14 protein-coding genes and 1 other RNA gene are annotated in these 18,484 nt (G+C 70.4%); 3 read left to right on the forward strand and 12 right to left on the reverse strand.

What is annotated here, in order from left to right; genetic code table 11:
• The gene (locus tag MTP10_RS36400) at positions 1 to 2,052 is read right to left on the reverse strand and encodes an AAA family ATPase (protein WP_310715697.1); all 2,052 of its coding nucleotides are present in this window, start codon (positions 2,050 to 2,052) and stop codon (positions 1 to 3) included.
• A gap of 238 nt (positions 2,053 to 2,290) precedes the next feature.
• Complete coding sequence (locus MTP10_RS36405; RefSeq protein ID WP_175587533.1) at positions 2,291 to 2,446, reverse strand: hypothetical protein; 156 nt, start codon at positions 2,444 to 2,446, stop codon at positions 2,291 to 2,293.
• A 215-nt stretch (positions 2,447 to 2,661) separates the two neighbouring features.
• Here MTP10_RS36405 and MTP10_RS36410 point away from each other — a divergent pair, with 215 nt between their 5' ends.
• Positions 2,662 to 3,504, forward strand: coding sequence for an alpha/beta hydrolase (locus tag MTP10_RS36410; RefSeq protein ID WP_310715699.1), 843 nt, complete (start codon positions 2,662 to 2,664; stop codon positions 3,502 to 3,504).
• 37 nt (positions 3,505 to 3,541) lie between these two features.
• Here MTP10_RS36410 and MTP10_RS36415 read toward each other — a convergent pair whose 3' ends face one another.
• From MTP10_RS36415 to ftsE, 6 genes are all read right to left on the reverse strand, one after another.
• A complete protein-coding gene (locus tag MTP10_RS36415; protein WP_310715701.1) occupies positions 3,542 to 4,609 on the reverse strand; it encodes a serine hydrolase domain-containing protein in 1,068 nt (355 codons plus the stop codon).
• Positions 4,610 to 4,834: 225 nt separating this feature from the next.
• Positions 4,835 to 5,218, reverse strand: a transfer-messenger RNA (tmRNA) gene (gene ssrA / locus MTP10_RS36420).
• A 395-nt stretch (positions 5,219 to 5,613) separates the two neighbouring features.
• The gene (locus MTP10_RS36425) at positions 5,614 to 7,488 is read right to left on the reverse strand and encodes a penicillin-binding transpeptidase domain-containing protein (protein WP_310715703.1); all 1,875 of its coding nucleotides are present in this window, start codon (positions 7,486 to 7,488) and stop codon (positions 5,614 to 5,616) included.
• Positions 7,485 to 7,952, reverse strand: coding sequence for an SsrA-binding protein SmpB (smpB, locus tag MTP10_RS36430; RefSeq protein ID WP_310715704.1), 468 nt, complete (start codon positions 7,950 to 7,952; stop codon positions 7,485 to 7,487). The genes MTP10_RS36425 and smpB overlap by 4 nt, the downstream gene beginning before the upstream one ends.
• Positions 7,953 to 8,051: 99 nt before the next feature.
• Positions 8,052 to 8,957: a permease-like cell division protein FtsX gene (gene ftsX / locus MTP10_RS36435; RefSeq protein WP_310715706.1), complete on the reverse strand. Its 906-nt coding sequence runs from the start codon at positions 8,955 to 8,957 to the stop codon at positions 8,052 to 8,054.
• A 20-nt stretch (positions 8,958 to 8,977) separates the two neighbouring features.
• A complete protein-coding gene (gene ftsE / locus MTP10_RS36440) occupies positions 8,978 to 9,667 on the reverse strand; it encodes a cell division ATP-binding protein FtsE (RefSeq protein WP_185088544.1) in 690 nt (229 codons plus the stop codon).
• A 203-nt stretch (positions 9,668 to 9,870) separates the two neighbouring features.
• Here ftsE and MTP10_RS36445 point away from each other — a divergent pair, with 203 nt between their 5' ends.
• Positions 9,871 to 10,062, forward strand: coding sequence for a hypothetical protein (locus tag MTP10_RS36445; protein ID WP_310715708.1), 192 nt, complete (start codon positions 9,871 to 9,873; stop codon positions 10,060 to 10,062).
• On the opposite strand, the gene prfB is transcribed toward MTP10_RS36445, so the two are convergent.
• The gene (prfB, locus tag MTP10_RS36450; protein ID WP_310715710.1) at positions 10,059 to 11,174 is read right to left on the reverse strand and encodes a peptide chain release factor 2; all 1,116 of its coding nucleotides are present in this window, start codon (positions 11,172 to 11,174) and stop codon (positions 10,059 to 10,061) included. The two genes, MTP10_RS36445 and prfB, sit on opposite strands and share 4 nt — an antisense overlap.
• A gap of 47 nt (positions 11,175 to 11,221) precedes the next feature.
• On the opposite strand from prfB, the gene MTP10_RS36455 reads away from it, so the two are divergent.
• The gene (locus MTP10_RS36455; RefSeq protein ID WP_310715712.1) at positions 11,222 to 12,262 is read left to right on the forward strand and encodes a hypothetical protein; all 1,041 of its coding nucleotides are present in this window, start codon (positions 11,222 to 11,224) and stop codon (positions 12,260 to 12,262) included.
• A 57-nt stretch (positions 12,263 to 12,319) separates the two neighbouring features.
• Here the strand turns inward: MTP10_RS36455 and MTP10_RS36460 are convergent, their stop codons facing one another.
• From MTP10_RS36460 to MTP10_RS36470, 3 genes are all read right to left on the reverse strand, one after another.
• Positions 12,320 to 17,263 carry an NAD-glutamate dehydrogenase gene (locus MTP10_RS36460; RefSeq protein WP_310715714.1) on the reverse strand — a complete coding sequence of 1,648 codons (4,944 nt, stop codon included), beginning with the start codon at positions 17,261 to 17,263 and terminating at the stop codon, positions 12,320 to 12,322.
• 444 nt (positions 17,264 to 17,707) lie between these two features.
• Entirely contained in the window at positions 17,708 to 17,905 is a 198-nt protein-coding gene (locus MTP10_RS36465) for a zf-HC2 domain-containing protein (protein ID WP_310715715.1), read from the reverse strand.
• Entirely contained in the window at positions 17,905 to 18,459 is a 555-nt protein-coding gene (locus MTP10_RS36470) for a sigma-70 family RNA polymerase sigma factor (RefSeq protein WP_310715716.1), read from the reverse strand. Before MTP10_RS36470 ends, MTP10_RS36465 begins: the two co-directional genes overlap by 1 nt.
• Positions 18,460 to 18,484 lie beyond the last annotated feature (25 nt).

Consider the following 18,484-nt stretch of genomic DNA (forward strand, 5'->3'; position numbering starts at 1 on the left):
TCAGCCCTCGATCGCGTACGCGACCGCCCGGTCCAGTCCCATCCGCTCGCCGCTGTGGAACGCCGCCGTGTAGGCCCGCGCCCCCAGCGCCTCGCGCGCCCGTGCCACGCAGTGCTCGTGGTCGCGCATGTGCGGCCAGAGCCGGGACGGCGAGGCTCCCATCGCCTGCCAGAGCGCGTTCGCCACCCCCAGCATGCGGGCGGCGCGCTCGTGGCGGCCCTGCGCCCCGGCGATCCAGGCCAGGACCTCGACGCACTCCGCGAGCCCCCATCTGTCGCTGATGGCCCGCCTGACGGCCACCGCCTCCCGCAGCGTCTCCTCGGCCCGCTGCGGGTGGCCCCGGTGCCAGGCGGTGATGCCGACGGCGAACAGCGCGTACCCGCGCGAGGGCTCCGCGCGCCGCTTCACGCACAGCGTCAGGAACTCCTGGGCCAGGTCCCCGGCCCGTTCGGGATCCTCGCCCGCGCCGAACGAGACGTCGTAGAACAGGTTGATGGCCAGGGCGCTGAGGTCGCCGCGGTCCTGGTGACCGGCCCGCGCCTTCTCCATGAGGGTCATCCCGCTCCGCGCGTCACCGGCCGAGAAGGCGACCATGGCGGAGACCTGAGTCGCGAACGCCCGCGTCTCCTCGTCGCCCGCCTCACGGGCCAGCCGGTGCGACTCCTCCAGCATGTCCTCCACCTCGGCGCGGTCGCCCTGGAGCAGGGCGAGCATCGCCGACACCCACAGCGCGGTACGGCGGGCCCGGAAGCCGGGGGTCACCAGGCCCAGCCCGCGGTCCAGCCAGAGGCGGCCCTCCGTGACGGAGCCCGCGAGGATCCAGTAGCCCCACATCGCGGAGACCATGTCGAGCCCGCCCGCCGCCTCTTCCGGCCGGGAGTACAACGCGTCGAGCGCGACGCGGATGTTGGGCAGCTCCGTCGCCAGCAGCAGGTAACGGTCGAGCTGCTCGGGCACCAGCCGGTCCACCCGCTGCTCGGCGACGAGGCGCCGGTAGTGGTCGCAGTAGCGCCGCCGCAGCGCGTCCTCCTCGCCGCTCTCCGCGAGCTTCTCCCGGCCGTACGAGCGGATGCTGTCGAGCATGTGGTACCGGACGCGGTCCTTCTGGTGGTCGGCGACCAGGATGGACTTGTCCACGAGCCCCGCCAGCAGGTCGAACACGTCCCCACGGTCGATGCCGCAGCCGTGGCAGACCTCCTCGGCCGTGTCCACGTCCATGCCGCCCGCGAACATCGACAGCCGGCTCCACAGCCGCTGCTCCGCCCGCGTGCACAGGCCGAAGCTCCAGTCCACGGCCGCGTGCATCGTCTGGTGGCGGGGCGGCACGTTCCCGGCGCCTTCGGCGTTCAGCACCTCGAACCGCTCGTCGAGCCGGCGCTCCAGCTCCTCGACCGGCATGGAGTGCAGCCGTCCCGCCGCGAGCTCGATGGCCAGCGGGATGCCGTCGAGCCGGCGGCAGAGCCGGGCGACCAGCGCGGCGTCCGTGCGGTCCACGGTGAAGCCGGGACGCACCCGCGCCACCCGGTCGACGAACATCCGCACGGCCTCGCTACGCGCGATGTCGCGGGGCGCGGCGGCCTGGTCCGGCACGGACAACGAGGGCACCACGAGCACCTGCTCGCCCACCACACCGAGCGTCTGCCTGCTGGTGGCCAGCACCCGCAGGCGGCCCGCGCCGCGCAGCAGCCCGTCGACCAGCTTCGCGCACGCGTCGAGCAGGTGCTCACAGTTGTCGAGGACGAGCAGCAGGTGCTGGCCGGAGAGGTAGTCGGCGAGCACGGTCATGGGGGACGCCCCCGCGTCGCGGACGCCGAGCGCCGTCGCGACGGCCGGCACCAGCAGGTCCGGGTCCTCCAGAGAGGTCAGCTCGACGATCTCCACCCCGTCGTCGAACGCCGGTCGCAGCGTCTCGGCCACGCGCAGCGCCAGCCGCGTCTTGCCGACCCCGCCGGCACCGGTCAGGGTCAGCAGGCGTCCATGGGCCAGCAGCCGCCGGGCAGCCGCCACCTCGCCGCGGCGCCCGATGAAGCTGGACGTCTGAGCAGACGTCATCACTGGATTTAGCACGGCCCGTGCACGCTCTCGCCGCCCCCTGCCGGCTCCCCTTGCCGGTATTGCGGCCACCCGACCACCGGCGACCGCGGCCGGTGCCGCGGTCATTCGACCACGGCGACCGCTCCTCCAGGTTAAGCGCAGACCGTGAAGAGCGCACCCGTGAAGCGGGTGCGCTCTTGCCGTCCACTCGGTCGCCGGCGTGGCGGGCGCCCGCCCGCCACGCCGGCGACCGACCTCACCACCAGTACCGCCGCCCACCGACGGGACGCCCGACCGATCCGAGGACGAGGAAGACGACGCCGATGAGCAGCAGGATGCCGCCGATCGTGTAGAGAATCGAGATGCCGAGCAGCCACCCCAGCACCACAAGAATCAGACCGAGAATGATCACATTGCCCTCCATGGACAACCGGGACTGACCCGGACTCGGCTCTTCCACTTCCCCACCACCGATCTCTAATCACCCTCGTTCCAGATAAGTCTTCGACCTGGGCTTTCATCGATGAATCCGGCGGAACCCCCGCGCCGGCACGCCCTCCGCGGCGGAAGATCCGCCCAGAACGAAACCATGTGAGCCATAAGTCCGGCACCGGCTAGATTGCCGGAATGCGCGAAGTGATCACCGTGGACGGCCGCACGCTGGCCGTCGAGGAGTGGGGCGTGCCCGACGGGACGCCGGTCATCTATCTGCACGGCAGCCCGATGAGCCGGCTGGCCCGCCACCCCGACGACTCCCTGTTCACCGGCCTCGGCATCCGCCTGATCACCTTCGACCGCCCCGGTTTCGGTGGCTCCACCCCCCTGCCCGGTCGGCGCGTGGTGGACGGGGCCGACGACGTCGCCGCCGTCGCCGACGCCCTCGGGCTCGACCGCTTCGCCGTGTACGGCGTCTCCGGGGGCGGGCCGCACGCCCTGGCGTTCGCCGCCCGCCATTCCGGCCGCGCCCTGCGCGTCGCCTCGATGGCCGGACTCGCGCCGCGCGACGCCGGGGGGCTCGACTGGACGGCCGGCATGATGGACGGCAACGTCCGCAGCGCAGGGGTCGCCCTGCGGGACCGGGCCGCCATGGTGGCGTACCTCGCCGCGGAGAGCTCCGGCTCATCGGGGCCTCCGCGGCTCCCGGCCACCGAGGCCGCCGTCCTCGGCCGCCCCGAGATCGGCTCCATGCTCGCCGCCGCGTACGCCGAGGCGGTCCGTCCCGGCCTCGACGGCTGGGTGGACGACGTGTTGGCGCTGTTCGGCCGCCCGTGGGGCTTCGACCCGGCCGCCATCACCGTGCCGGTGCTGCTCTGGCACGGGGAGCTGGACCCGGTCGTACCGGTCGCCCATGCGCGCTGGCTCGCCTCCCGCATCCCCACCGCGACGCTCACGGTGCAGCCGGACGCGGGCCACGCCGGCCACTTCGACGCCACCCCGGCCACGCTCGCCTGGCTCGCCGGAGGCGGATGAGCCCGGCCGGTGCCGCCGCTAGCGGTTGATGGCCCGGTCAGCGTGAGGGCGCGCACAGGGCGGCGTCGAAGGCGTCGAAGAGGTGGTCGTCGCTCTTCGGGGTGCCCGTGACGTACACGGTCGCGGCCCGGCCCGCGCGGTCGCGCCCGCTCAGCACCCGCACGCCCGGCAGACCGCCGTCGTGCATCCAGACCGAGCCGCAGCTCAGCCGGTAGGCGTAGACGCCCAGGCCGTAGCGAGCTCCCTCGGGGTCGTCGGCGCGGACCGCCCCGGCGAGCATGGTCCGCAGGGTGCTCTCCGGAACCGACTGCCAGAACCGGTTCAGGTCTTCCGGGGTGGAGACGAGACCGCCGCCCGCGCCGAACACGTACCCCGGCAGCAGCGTGAGGTCCTTCTCCCCGGCCTTCGGCGCGGTGGGGTCGACGCCGTACGTGTGCGCGTGCCCACCCCGGATGCCCAGCTCGCCGCTCTTCGGCCAGTACGTGTCGCGCAGGCCCTTCAACACACCGTCCGCGGTGACCTCGCGGAAGTCGTCTCCGGTCACCTTCTCGATGAGCATGCCCGCGACCAGGTAGTTGGTGTTGGAGTAGAACCAGCGCTTCCCCGGCTTCGCGACGGGCTTGCGCGTCAGGGCCAGCGCGAGCTGGTCGGCGGGCGTGGCTGGCTTGGTCCAGTCGATCAGGTCGACGTACTCGGGGAGGCCGCTGGTGTGCTGCAGCACCTGGCGGACCGTGATCGGGGCGCCCCGCAGCGCGCCCGGCAGGTAGTGCTCGACCCGTTCGTCCAGCTCCACCTTCCCGTCGCGGGCCAGCTCCATCATCGTCACGGCGACGACGGACTTGGTGACACTGGCCGCGCGGAAGCGGCCGTCATCGCCGACCATCGGCTCACGGGTGCCACGGCGGGCGGTCCCCGAGGTCCAGGTGGTCGTACGGCCGCTCGTGTCGCGCACCGAGAGCACCGCACCGGCCAGGCCGTCGCGCGTGGTGAGCCGGTCGAGCCGGGACTGCACGGTCTCGCGTGGGGTCACGGTGGCCAGGGCGGGCGAGGCAGCGCCCAGCAGGACGACGGCGGCGGTGGCGGTGGCGAGGCACTTACCCAACATGTTGGACATCTCCATCTATAAGGGGTGATGTCCTTATCTTTGACTCTCAGGCCTTCATGATCAGTCATGCGGTCAGGCCTCTTGCAGGGGGGCCAGCACCACCATCGCCACGCCCCGGCGTGTTGCACCCGGGCGCCCCGGAACCACACGGACAACGCAAAAACGGCGGTGCCCGTGAGGACACCGCCGTTGCTGACACCACGACGCCGCAGCGGCGTCGTACACAGGTGGAGGTGGCGGGAATCGAACCCGCGTCCTTCAACCCCAAGACAGGGCTTCTCCGGGCGCAGCCTGCTGTGCTTTTCTCAGCCCCGGCGATCACGCAGGCGAGTCGCCGACGGGCTCAGCCACTGTGAGATTTCCCGATCGCCCCCGTGGCCGGGTTGATCGGTTGAGCCTTCTAACGATGTCAGACACCGGGCCGAAGGCGCTCCCGGGCTGACAGAGGTTTCGCTACTTAGGCAGCGAGAGCCAGGGAACCCTGGCCGACCTCAGTGCGCTTGGAATTGGCACTTGTTGTTTGCGGTCACAGGATTAACGAGGTTATGTCCGCAGTCCTCGGCCCGCTTCACCTGACTTGCAAAGTCGAAGTCGAAGCCAGTCACCCCCTGTGCAGTTGTCAACACGATCCCCGCTCTCGCGGCGACCGCGCAACATGAAGATACCCTTGATAACGGCTCCGATGCCAACTTGATTCCCGGAGTCCGCCGCGTGTTCACCGCCGAAAGCGCGTGACACCCGCCCGAAGGCGCGCGAAACCCCCGGGGGCGCGGCCTGAAGCGCACGCCCCCGGGGGCCGACCGGCAGGGTCGAGCCGGTCCGACGGCAGGACTTCCCCCGAGATGAAGTCCTGGTCTCATCGCGATGACTGGAACCGCAACCCCCCGAGCGGCCCAGTCACTCTGTAAGACGCCACCGGAGGCCCGCCGGGTTGCTCCCTCGTGTCAGCGTTGCGCCAGCACCTGGTCACGGAACGACATGAGCGCCCTCACCGGGGCGGGCGATCAGGTCTGCTCGCGCAGGGCGCCGAAGAACTCGCCCGCGATGGCCGCCGGGTCGTAGCTCTTGGCCAGGACGGCGATCGCCAGGTCGCCCTGCCAGCCGACGAACCACCGCTGCCGGCTCTCCTCCTCGCCCGCGGGCGCGGTCACGCCGTACACGGTGCCGTCGCCCGCCTGCGCGGGCGTGCCGGCCGCGCCGGCCCGCATCATCGCGGTCAGCGCCGTGCGGACCTTCGGGTCGAGCGGCACCGGCCGCGGCGCGGGTACGGGCGTGATCTCGCCGGCCGGGTCGGGCGAGACAGGGTCGGTGACGAGCACCGGCGGCCGCCATGTGCCGGAGGCCACGGCCCCCGCGACGAGCGCCATGGACAGCGGGCTGACCTGCACGTTCTGCCCCGCGATGGCCCTGGCCTTGTCGGCGTCGCTGCTGAGCTCCCCCAGCGAGCCGCTGAACGACTTGAGCGGGAGCTGCCACGGCTGCCCGATGCCGAACGCCTGGGCGCTGCGCGCGAGCGCTTCGGCGTCGACGCGGCGGGCGAGGGAGGCCAGCGCGGTGACGCAGCCCTTGGCGAAGTTCTCCTGGAACGTCGGCGCCGCCTCTGACACGCCGCTCACCTGGCCGGTCTCGACGAACCGGGCGCCCCCGACCGTGCGCTCGGCCGGGCACGCCAGCCGCAGCCTGGTGCTCACGCCCGCCTTGACGAGGGCGTCGGAGGCCACGATGGAGAACGCGGTGCCTGCCGGGTACTTGCCGGCCAGCGCGTCCTTCTCCTGGTTCATCCCGCTCGTGGCGACGGCCCGGATCTCCCCCGTCGACTTGTCCACCGCGACGAGGGCGCCCGCCTCGCCCCCGGAGAGCGCCCGGTCGGCGGCCTCCTGGACGGAGCTGTCGATGGTGGTCTTGACCGGCTGGTTCTTGCGGCCGGGCCACTCCTTGAGCAGCGTGACCTCCTTGCCGGTCCTGGAGTCGAGGATGACCACGCGGGTCTGGGTGGAGCCGGTCAGGTAGTCCTGGTACGCCTTCTGCAGGCCGCTCTGGCCGACGGAGTCGCCGGCGCGCTGCGGCCCGCCGAGCTTCTGCTCGGTCTGGGGCGTGAGCGCGCTGACCTTGCCCACGATGTCCTTGGGCTCCTTGGGCGCGAACGGCTGCTCCTGCGGCTGGACCGTGAGCTGCGCGATCTGCCCGAGCCTGTCCTTCAGCTGCTGGTAGCGCTTGCTGCCGAAGTGGGCGAGCGGCACGAACTCGTTGGGCGGCGACGACCGGATGCGGTTGAGCAGCCGGTCGTGGGCGAACCCCGTCTCCTTCGACAGCTGCTGGACGACCTCCTCGGCCCGCGCGCCGAGCTGCGACGGGCGCACCCCGGCCACGTACACCACCTGGGAGGTCTGCAGCGACTGACCGGTGCGGTCGTCGATCGGCTTGCGCTGGATGGCCTGCGGGTCCACCGCGAACCGCTGCCCCTCCTTGAGCTGCGGGTGGATGACCGAGGGCGACCAGCGCACCTTCCACACGCCGTCGACCAGGTGCAGCGGCAGCCTGCCGTCGTAGACCCAGAGCGGGCTGTTCTCGCCCAGGTCGACCTCGGCCCGGAAGTCGGCCTGCGACTCGTCGCCGTTCAGGCTGACACGCTTGATCTTGAAGCGGAAGGACGCGGCGTCCAGCTCCACCTTCACGTCCGAGAGCGTCTTGCGCACCGCCGCCTCGTCGCCGTCGGTACGGCGGGCGGCGAGCGTGTAGTCACCCGTCTGCCAGCCGACGAGGAAGTCGCGCAGCGCGTCATGCGGCGACGACTCGTCGAGGCACCCGGTCAGGGTGGTGGACGCGGCCGCGACGGCGAGCGTCGCGGACAGCGTACGGCGAAGACGGGAACGGCTCATCGGTTGCGGTGGCGCAGTGCCCTGGCCATCTCCCGCTTGGCCTGCTGCTCGGCCAGCGACTGCCGCTTGTCCCAGTCCTTCTTGCCCCGGGCCACGCCGATCTCGACCTTGGCCCGGCCGTCCTTGAAGTACAGGGAGAGCGGCACGATCGTCAGGCCGCCCTCCTTGGTCTTGGCGGCCAGCTTGGCGATCTCCTTGCGGTGGAGCAGCAGCTTGCGCTTGCGGCGCGCGGCGTGGTTGGTCCACGTCCCCTGGGTGTACTCGGGGATGTGGACGTTGAGCAGCCACGCCTCTCCGTCGTCGATGCTGGCGTAACCGTCGACGAGCGAGGCGCGTCCTTCGCGCAGGGACTTGACCTCGGTGCCCTGCAGCACCAGACCCGCCTCGAAGGTGTCCTCGACATGGTAGTCGTGCCGAGCACGCTTGTTCTGGGCGATGACCTTCCGCCCCGTCTCACGTGGCATGCCTCGACCTTACCGGCGTCCGGAGCGACGAGCAGGACCGCAGAGAGCGAGCCTGCGATGCCAACGGAGGTCCGTCGGGAGTGCGACCATGAACACGGCTCAGACCCTGAGATAGCGGCGGAGCGTCACGAAGGAGGCCAGCACACAGATCACCACGCCGATCACCATGGTCAGCGTGATGGCCTGCGCCACCTGGTCCCAGCCCAGCTCGGCGCCGATGGCGACGAACCGGCTCAGCTCCTCGAACATGAAGACCTTCGCCACGATGAGCATGACCGCGGCCAGCACGCCGCCGATCAGGCCGGCGATCATGCCTTCCATCACGAACGGGAGCTGGATGTACAGGTTCGAGGCGCCGACCAGGCGCATGATCCCGGTCTCGCGGCGGCGGTTGAAGGCCGACAGCCGCACCGTGTTGCCGATCAGCAGGGCGGCGGCGAGCACCAGGATGATGGCCACCGTGAGGGCGCCGGATCTGAGCGTGTCCAGCATGCCGAAGAACTTGCCGATCAGCTCTTTCTGGTTGATCACCTGAGAGACGCCCTGCTGTCCCTGCATCGCCTGGATGACAGGTTGGTAGATGTCGGGGTCCTTCAGCTTCACCCGGAACGAGGTCGGCATGTCCTTGACCGTCGTGGCCGCGAGCAGCGCCTTGTTGGAGGCGTAGGTCTGCTTGAAGTTCTCGTAGGCCTGCGTCTGGTCCTCGTAGATGACATCGGCGACGCCGGTGGTCTTGAGGAGCTTGTCCTTGAGCGCCGCGGTCTGCTGCGGAGTGATGGCCTTGCCGCCGCACGACTCGGCGGGCGAGGTCTTGTCACAGAGGAAGACCGAGATCTCGACCTTGTCGTACCAGAAGTCCTTCATCATGCCGACCTGGGCGTTGATCATCAAGCCGACGCCCAGCATCGCCATGCCGACCGCCACGGTGATCACCACCGCGATCGTCATGGTCAGGTTGCGACGGAGGCCGATCCAGACCTCGGAGAAGATGAAATTCGCCCGCATGGTTTGCCTGCTGCTCCCTGTCAGTACGCCTGGCCGTAAACGCCACGCGACTGGTCGCGGACGATCTTGCCGTCCTCCAGCTCCACGACACGCTTGCGCATGGAGTCGACGATGGCCGCGTCGTGCGTGGCCATGACGACAGTAGTGCCGGTCCGGTTGATCCGGTCGAGCACCTTCATGATGCCGATGCTCGTCGCCGGGTCGATGTTGCCCGTCGGCTCGTCGGCCAGCAGGATCATCGGCCGGTTGACGAACGCGCGGGCCATGGCGACGCGCTGCTGCTCGCCGCCGGACAGCTCGTCGGGCATCCGGTGCGCCTTGCCCTCCAGGCCGACCAGCTCGATGACCTCGGGCACCACCTTGCGGATGAACCGCCGCGGCTTGCCGATGACCTCGAGCGCGAACGCCACGTTCTCGTAGACGTTCTTGTTCGGGAGCAGGCGGAAGTCCTGGAACACGCAGCCGATGCGGCGGCGCAGGTGCGGCACCTTGAAGTTGGAGAGGCGGCCCAGGTCCTTGCCGGCGACGTGGATGGCGCCGGAGTTGGGTCGCTCCTCCTTGAGTACCAAGCGCAGGAACGTGGACTTGCCTGATCCCGAGGGACCGACGAGGAACACGAACTCGCCCTTGTCCACGTCAACCGAGACGTGGTCGAGCGCGGGCCGGTTCTGGTTCGCGTAGACCTTGGTGACATTATCGAAATGGATCACGAGAGCATCACGGCATGCCAGTCTAGGGGTCAGGACGGAAGCGAGGGTGGCACATGCCCACTTCCCGCCGCGCGGCTATCGGGGACGCCAGGTTTTACCAATGATCGACGTTCCGATTGGCCAGAGGACAGTCTAGGGGGAAGACTGGCATGGAACGTCCATAACGGAAACAAAACGATTGTGCGGCTACACTTGGGGCTGACATGAGTTGCCAACACCTCGTCTGCGCGCAGTGCGCCCACCCCGTCATCGAGGGGCGCTGTGCCTTGTGCCGCGCCAATCGCGAGCGGCTGCACAACCACGGCTTCGCCGGGCTGTCACCCGCTCTCATCGTCGGGCTGCTGCTCGCGCTGCTGCTCCTGACCCTGGTGCTCGAGCACCTGAGCCGTCTCTAGGCGGTCTCCGACTCCTGCCGGCGCATCCACCGGATCTCCGACTCGATGAACCCGTCGAGGTCGCCGTCCAGGACCGCCGTCGGGTTGCCCGCCTCCGTGCCCGTGCGCAGGTCCTTCACGATCTGGTACGGGTGCAGCACGTAGTTGCGGATCTGCGTGCCCCATGACGTGGTGGTGGCGCCGCGCAGCTCCGACATCTTCTCCGCCTCCTCCTGGCGCTTGCGCTCCAGCAGCTTGGCCTGGAGCACGACCATGGCCGTCGCGCGGTTCTGGAGCTGGGAGCGCTCGTTCTGGCAGGAGACGACGATGTTGGTCGGCAGGTGGGTGATGCGGACCGCCGAGTCGGTCGTGTTGACGCCCTGGCCGCCGGGGCCGGAGGAGCGGTAGACGTCGACGCGGATCTCGTCCTCGTTGATGTCGATGTGGTCGGTCTGCTCGACGACCGGCACGATGTCCACGCCGGCGAACGAGGTCTGCCGGCGGCCCTGGTTGTCGAACGGGCTGATGCGCACCAGGCGGTGGGTGCCGTGCTCGCCGCGCAGCGTGCCGTAGGCGTAGGGGGACTTGACCGTGAACGTGGCCGACTTGATGCCGGCCTCCTCCGCGTAGGAGGTCTCGTAGACCTCGGTCGGGTAGCCCTTGCGCTCGGCCCAGCGCAGGTACATGCGCAGCAGCATCTCGGCCCAGTCGGCGGCGTCGACGCCACCGGCCTGGGAGTTGATCGTGACGAGCGCCTCGCGCGCGTCGTACTCGCCCGACAGCAGGGTGCGGACCTCGAGCGCGCCGATGTCGGAGCGCAGCGTGGCCAGCTCCTTGTCGGCCTCGGCCCGCGTGTCGTCGTCGGCCTCCTCGGCGGCCAGCTCGTAGAGGACGGTCAGGTCGTCCATCCGGCGCGCCAGCCCGTCCACCCGGTTGAGCTCGCTCTGCAGGTGGGACAGCTTGCTGGTGACCTTCTGGGCCTGCTCCGGGTCGTCCCACAGGTCGGGGGCGGCCACCTGCTGCTCCAGCTCCTCGATCTGCTTGCGCATCCCGTCGAGGTCGAGGACGTCCTGGATGCTCCGGAGCGTGCCCGCGAGCTCGTTGATCTCTTCTGCCGGATCGATGACTGCCACGTCTCCCAAGGGTACGCGACCCTCGCGCGCCCGAATAACATGGCGAGGTGCGTGCATACGGTCGGCTGAAGGCGCTGGCGCTCGCCGGCGGGCTGCTGGCCGGTGCGGTCGCCTGTTCGAGCGGTCCGGCCGCGCCCATGCCGGCCCTCACGGGCGCGGCTGTCACGTCCTCGGCGTCCGCCGCGCCGGCGCTGCCGCTGCCGGCCGTCACGCCCGCGCAGGCCGGCGAGGTGTTCTCCACGCTGACGGCCACCGACGACGTGCTGCGGGCCGCCGCGCCCAAGCTGCGCGACGGCACGCTGCGCGACGCGCTCGACCTCACCCGCGACGCCGAGGCCCAGCTCACCACCGCCGCCTACCAGTCCACCGGCTTCCGCCCGCGGCGCTACGAATGGGGCTCGCCCGTCCTGTACGTTCCGCGCTTCCCGACCGGCCCGGGGGCGCCGGCGCCGTGGTTCACGGCGCTGGTGGCCCGCGACGGCCATCCGACCCTGGTGACCTTCGCCAAGGGCGCCGAGTGGCAGATCAGCGCGGTCACCCGGCTGCTCGACGGGCAGGACCCGCCGCCGGTCCAGCTCGACGCCGAGGGCTACGCGACGGCGCTGGCCCTGGGCGACAAGAGCGTCACCATCAGCCCGCAGTACATGGGCCCGCTGCACGCGACCGTGGCCGAGGCGGGCGCCACCGGCGTGACGGCCGGCCTGATCGCGCCCGGCCCTTACACCACCGACCTCGCCGAGGAGATCAGCCATGAGCGCGAGCAGGCCAAGGGGTCCGGCTTGAGCTACGACTCGATCTTCAGCGGCAACGACTACCCGGTCTACGCGCTGCGCACCCGCGACGGCGGCGCGCTGATCCAGTACTCCCTGTCGCGCAACACGACCACGACGACGCGGACGGACGAGAAGGGCCCCGGCATCCCGGTGCCCGACGACGCCGAGTGGGCGGTCGACACCAAGACGGTCCGGCGCACGCTGAAGCTGACCGAGACCCACCAGTACGCCACGGTCGTCCCCCCGGCTTCAGCTCCGGCCGCGGCCCGGGTCATCGCCCATGAGGGCTCACTCACCCGCGCCTCGGGCGAGTGAGCCGGGGCGGTCGAGGCGGTACGGCCCGCCCGCGGCGGGACGGGCCGTACCGGTGAGTCAGGACTCGGCGTGCGGGAGGTTGCTGGTGGCGACCAGCGTGCGGACGGCACGCAGCGCGACCGAGAGCGTGGCCAGGTCGAAGTTGTCGCTCTCCCAGATCTCCGACAGCGTCTGCCTGGCGCGGCTGACGGCGGCCGAGTTGGCCTCCGTCCACAGGGCCAGCCGCTCCTCCGGCGACAGGCCGGATGTGCTGTGGGCCAGGACGTCGCGGGTGAGCGAGGCGTGCGCGGCGTAGAGGTCGTCGCGCAGCGCCGAGCGGGCCATCGCGTTCCACCGGTTGTCACGCGGCAGGGTGATGACGCGCTCCCGGAGCCGGGCGAGCTGGAGCCGGTCGGCCAGGTCGAAGTAGACCTCGGCCACCTCGTTGGCCGGCCGCTCCGTCACCGCGGAGACCTCCACCAGGTCGAACGTGGAGTAGGCCGGCACCATCGCCGCGACCCGCTCGGCCAGGTCCACGGGCACGTCCCGGGCCACGAAGGAGTCGCGGCGCTCCTCGAAGGCCGCCAGGTCGGGGCCGGTGAGCAGCTTGGGGATGTGCGCGAGCAGGCCGTTGACGCCCTTGAGGAAGAAGCCGGCCGAGCCCGCGAGGTCGAGCGGCGGGCGGCGGTTGGTGAGCAGCCAGCGGGTGCCGCGCTCGGCCAGCTTGCGGGCCTCCAGCAGCATGGCGATCTGCGTGCTCGTGTCGACGACGTTGTCCAGCTCCTCCACCTGGCGGTAGAAGCTGGGCAGGTCGAAGACCTCGCGGGCGACCAGGTAGGCGCGCACGATGTCGGGCGTCGAGGCGCCGGTCTCCTCCGCGAAGCGGAACATGAACGTGGTGCCCATGGAGTTGACCAGCTCGTTCACCACGCAGGTCGTGATGATCTCGCGGCGCAGCGGGTGGGCGTCCATGTACTCCCGGAACCGCTCGCGCAGCGCCGACGGGAAGTACGACACGAGCCAGGACGCGAGGTACGGATCGTCGGGCAGGTCGGAGGCGAGCAGCTCGGCGTCCACCACCAGCTTGGTGTAGGCGAGCAGGACCGAGAACTCGGGCGCGGTGAGCCCGAGCCGGGCCTGGCGGCGCTCGGCCAGCGTCTTGTCCGACGGCAGGAACTCCAGCTCCCGGTTGACCAGCCCCTCGCGTTCGAGCCGCCGCAGGTAGCGGGCGTGGATGTGGAGCATCTCCACGGCCTGGGCGCGGGCGGCGGCGAGCACCACGTTCTGCGCGTGGTTGTCGCGCAGGACGAGGTGCGCGACCTCGTCGGTCATCGAGGTGAAGACCTCGTTGCGCTGCGTGTCGGTGAGCCGGCCGTCGCGGACGACCTGGTCGAGCAGGATCTTGATGTTCACCTCGTGGTCGGAGGTGTCGACGCCCGCGGAGTTGTCGATGAAGTCGGTGTTGACCAGGCCGCCGTTGAGCGCGAACTCGATGCGGGCGAGCTGGGTGAAGCCGAGGTTGCCGCCCTCGCCGATGACCTTGCAGCGCAGGTCGGCGGCGTCGACGCGGAGCGGGTCGTTGGCCTTGTCGCCGACGTCGGCGTTGGACTCGGCGCTCGCCTTGACGTAGGTGCCGATGCCGCCGTTCCACAGCAGGTCGACCGGGGCCTTGAGGATGGCGCTGATCAGGTCGTTGGGCGCCAGGGAGTTGACGCCGGCGGGCAGGGCGAGCGCCTCGCGCATCTGCGGGGTGATAGAGATCGACTTGGCGGTGCGCGGGAAGACGCCGCCGCCGGGGGAGATCAGCTCGGGCGCGTAGTCGGCCCAGGAGCTGCGGGGCAGCTCGAACAGGCGCTGCCGCTCGGCGAAGGAGGCCGCGGCGTCGGGCGTGGGGTCGATGAAGATGTGGCGGTGGTCGAACGCGGCTACCAGGCGGATGTGCCGTGACAGCAGCATGCCGTTGCCGAACACGTCCCCGGACATGTCGCCGACGCCCGCCACGGTGAAGTCGGTGCTCTGGACATCCACCCCCATGGTGCGGAAGTGGTACTTGACCGACTCCCAGGCGCCGCGGGCGGTGATGCCCATGACCTTGTGGTCGTAGCCGATGGAGCCGCCGGAGGCGAAGGCGTCGCCCAGCCAGAAGCCGTACTCCTTGGCCACGCCGTTGGCGATGTCGGAGAACGTCGCGGTGCCCTTGTCGGCGGCCACGACCAGGTAGGGGTCGTCGCCGTCGTGCCGGACGACGTCGGCCGGCGGCACGACCTTGCCGTCGACGAGGTTGTCGGTGACGTCGAGCAGGCCGGAGATGAACATCCGGTAGCAGGCCACGCCCTCGGCCAGCACCTCCTCGCGGGAGCCGGACGCCGGGGGCCGCTTGACGACGAACCCGCCCTTGGAGCCGGTCGGCACGATGACGGTGTTCTTCACCATCTGAGCCTTGACCAGGCCGAGGACCTCCGTCCGGAAGTCCTCCATCCGGTCCGACCAGCGCAGGCCGCCCCGGGCCACCTTGCCGAAACGCAGGTGGACGCCCTCGACGCGCGGCGAGTACACGAAGATCTCGTACTTGGGCCGCGGCAGCGGCAGCGCGCTGATCGCCTGCGAGTCGAACTTCAGTGAGATGTACGGCTTGCGACGCCCGTCGACCGTCTGGAAGTAGTTGGTGCGCAGCGTCGCCCGCATCATCTCCAGGTACGCCCGCAGGATCCGGTCCTCGTCGAGCGAGGCGACCTCGTCGAGCGCGCCCAGGATCTCCTCCTCCAGGGCGCCGGCCAGGTCGGCGCGCGCGTCCTCGGAGCGCCGCGGGTCGAGCCGGGCCTCGAACAGCCGCACCAGCAGGCGCGACAGCCGGACGTTGCCGGTCAGCACCCGCTCCATGTACCGCTCGGAGTAGGCGCTGCCCGCCTGGCGCAGGTACTTGGCGTAGACCCGCAGGATCTCGACCTGCTCCCAGGTCAGGCCGGCGCGCAGGATCAGCGCGTTGAAGTTGTCGGCCTGGATCCGGCCGCTCCACAGCGCGACGAGGCCGTCCTCGAACAGGCGCTTGACGTCGTCGCCGGCGGCCTCCTCCGAGGCGGTGAAGCGCAGGCCGAAGTCGTAGATCCAGCAGTTGCGGACGTCCTCGCCGGGCCCCCCGGAGTTCTCCTCCAGGGTGACGCCGGTGGCGGAGTCGGGGACGGCCGTCCGGTACGTGTCGATCTCGTACGGGCGCTCGTCCACGACCTCGACGCCGAGCCGCTGGATGAGCGGCAGCGCCTTGGACAGCGAGATCGGGCGGCCGACCTTGTAGATCTTCAGCCGCCGCTCGCCCTCCTCGGCGTCGTCCGGCACGTACAGGTCGATGTCGATGGCGTCGTCGTCGCCGGCGGCCAGCCGCTCCAGCCGGCGCACGTCGGCGACGGCCGTCTCGGGCGAGAAGTCCGCTTTGTACCCCTCGGGGAACGCCTGCTGGTAGCGCCTGACCAGGCGGGGCGCCTCCTCCTCGGAGGACGTCTCGGTCAGCGCCACGGCCAGGTCGTCGGGCCAGGAGCGGGTGATCGCGGCCAGCCGCGCCTCCAGCTCCTCGACGTCCACCTCGGGCTGCGGCAGCTGCTTGCCCCGCTCGCCGCGCACGACGACGTGCAGCCGGGCCAGGGCCGACTCGCCGATCATCGCGCTGTAGTCGAGCGACCTGCCGCCGAGCGCCTTCAGCAGCACCTCCTGCATCTTCAGCCGTACCTGCGTGGTGTAGCGGTCACGCGGCAGGTAGATGAGGCAGGAGATGTAGCGGCCGTAGTCGTCGCGGCGCAGGAACAGCTTGACCTGCTTGCGCTCGCGCAGCCGCAGCACGCCCAGCGCGATCGGCAGGAGCTGGTCGATCGAGGTCTGGAACAGCTCGTCGCGCGGGAACGTCTCCAGGATCTCGATGAGGTCCTTGCCGTCGTGGCTGTCGGCGGTGAACCCGGCGCGCTCCAGGACCGCGCCCAGCTTGCGCCGCAGCACGGGGATCCGGGAGATCGACTCGTTGTAGGCCACGTGGGTGAACAGGCCGAGGAAGCGGCGCTCGCCGATGACCTCGCCCTCGGGCGAGAACAGCTTCACCCCGATGTAGTCGAGGTAGGCGGCCCGGTGGACGGTGGCGCGGGAGTTGGCCTTGGTGATGATGAGGAGCTGCTTCTCGCGGGCCTTCGCGCGCACCTCGGGCGGCAGCACGGAGAAGCTGGTGGAGCCGATCTTGTCGTCGCGCAGGATGCCGAACGCCGTGCCGGGCAGCGCGCGCAGCGCGTCGCCCTCGTCGGTGCTCTCCAGGCGGTACTCGCGGTAGCCGAGGAACGTGAAGTGCCCGTCGGCGAGCCAGCGCAGCAGGTCGAGGCTGTCCTCGACCTCGGCCGGCTCCAGCGGCGGCGGGTTCATCGACAGGTCCTCGGCGGTCTGCACGGCCAGGGCCCGCATCTTCGAGAAGTCCTCGACCGCGTGCCGGACGTCGGCCAGCACCCGCTGGAGGTCGCCCTCCAGCCGCTTGAGCGCCTCGGGGTCGGTCTGCCGGTCGATCTCCAGGTGCATCCACGACTCGACCATGAGCTGGCCGGTGACGTCCTCCTGGCCGCGGCCGAGCATGCGGCCCGTCATGTCGCGGCGCACCCTCATCTGGGGGTGGACGAGCAGGTGGATGCCGATGTCGTGCCGGTCGAGCTCCATCGTGACGGAGTCGACCAGGAACGGCATGTCGTCGGTGACCACCTCCACCACCGAGCGGCCGGGGTCCCAGCCGTGCTCGGCCACCGTGGGGGTGTAGACCCGGACCGTCGCGCGGCCCTGCGGGCGCACCGCGGCCAGCCGTCGCTGGGACATGGCCGGGCCGTACACCTCGACGGGGCCGCGGTCGAGCAGGTCCTCCGGCGCCACGTGCCGGTAGTACACCCGCAGCAGGGCCAGTGCCTCCTCGGGACTCATGTGGTCGCTCACGGCCGCGTACCTCTGCGCGGCTCGCTGGAGCAACTCGTCCTTGGCCTCGTCGAGCTTGGCCTCGTCGAGCGGCATGTCGCTCTCACTCCTTTGTGAGGGTTTGCCATACATGTTCATAGCCAGGCCTCTGGTTCCCACGGGGGCGGGAAGTAGTACGCGCGCGTCATCGCCCGCGAACGGCAAGGGCCCTTCGGACCGCCCGTGCCCGGACCTTCTGTGTCCGGCACGGCGCCGGTCCGCATGCGGGGGCCGCCGCGGTGAAGCGGCAGGCCACGCTGGGAAAAGGCGGTGCCACCAGCATCCCACAAGGCGGGCGCGCCCGCCTTGGAGAAGGGAGTGACGTGCCGACGCGGCGGAGCGCCGCGGGATGGCGGGCCGTCTTCTTCGCCGGCCCATCCGTACGGGAGGATGGGCGCAGCCGTGTCGGGCCCCACCGAACACCTCCCCCAGATCGCCCGGCCTTCGGCCGGCCGGACGCATGCCTTGCCGTACCGATATCACCCGAAAAGGGCGAAGACGTCAACGTGACATCGACATGGGGGGATCGTCCTCGGAGGCGGAGGGGTGGTGCTTCAAGTCGTCGAGCTGGTCGGGGAGCGTGGCCAGCTCCTTGAGCTCCTCCTGGCATGACGCGCACGCGTCGAGGTGACGCTCGAACGCCTCCAGCTCCTCTTCGTCGAGGACGCCAAGGACGTAAGCGGCCACCTCTTCGTGCATCAGCCGGCTACCCCCTTGTCCCGCAGAAGCTCGCGCAGAGCGCGGATCCCGTAATACAGCCTTGACTTCACCGTACCCGGTGGGATCCCCAGTATCTCCGCCGCCTCGCTTATCGTACGGTCCCGGAGATAGGTCTGCTCGATGACTTCGCGGTGCTCCTCCGACAGGCTCCGCAGCGCGTCGGCGACGACGATCGCCGACAACGCCCGCTCGGACCCGTCGGGGACCGCCAACATGTCGACTTCGGGGGGTTCGACCTCATGGGGCCGGACGCTCTTGCGCCGGCGACCGTCGATCACGATGCGGCGGGCCACGGTCAGCAGCCACGCCCAGATGAGACTCGGTTCCCATTGCAGTCTTGCCGAGTTACGCCAGGCCCTGACGAGCGTCTCCTGTACGACGTCCTCAGCCCATTGAAGATCGTTACCGGTCGACTTGCGTATGTGGCGCAGCAGAGGGCCGCCGAACTCCTGGTAGAGCACCGCTATGCGATGCTCCGCCTCGGCATCCGCACTCTCGAACCTGCCGTCGAGGTGACTTAGCACGGGGCACATCTTTACACCTTCGTTATGCGTCCGG

Origin of the sequence: Nonomuraea sp. 3-1Str (genome assembly GCF_031570565.1) — a bacterium.
Classification (GTDB): domain Bacteria; phylum Actinomycetota; class Actinomycetes; order Streptosporangiales; family Streptosporangiaceae; genus Nonomuraea.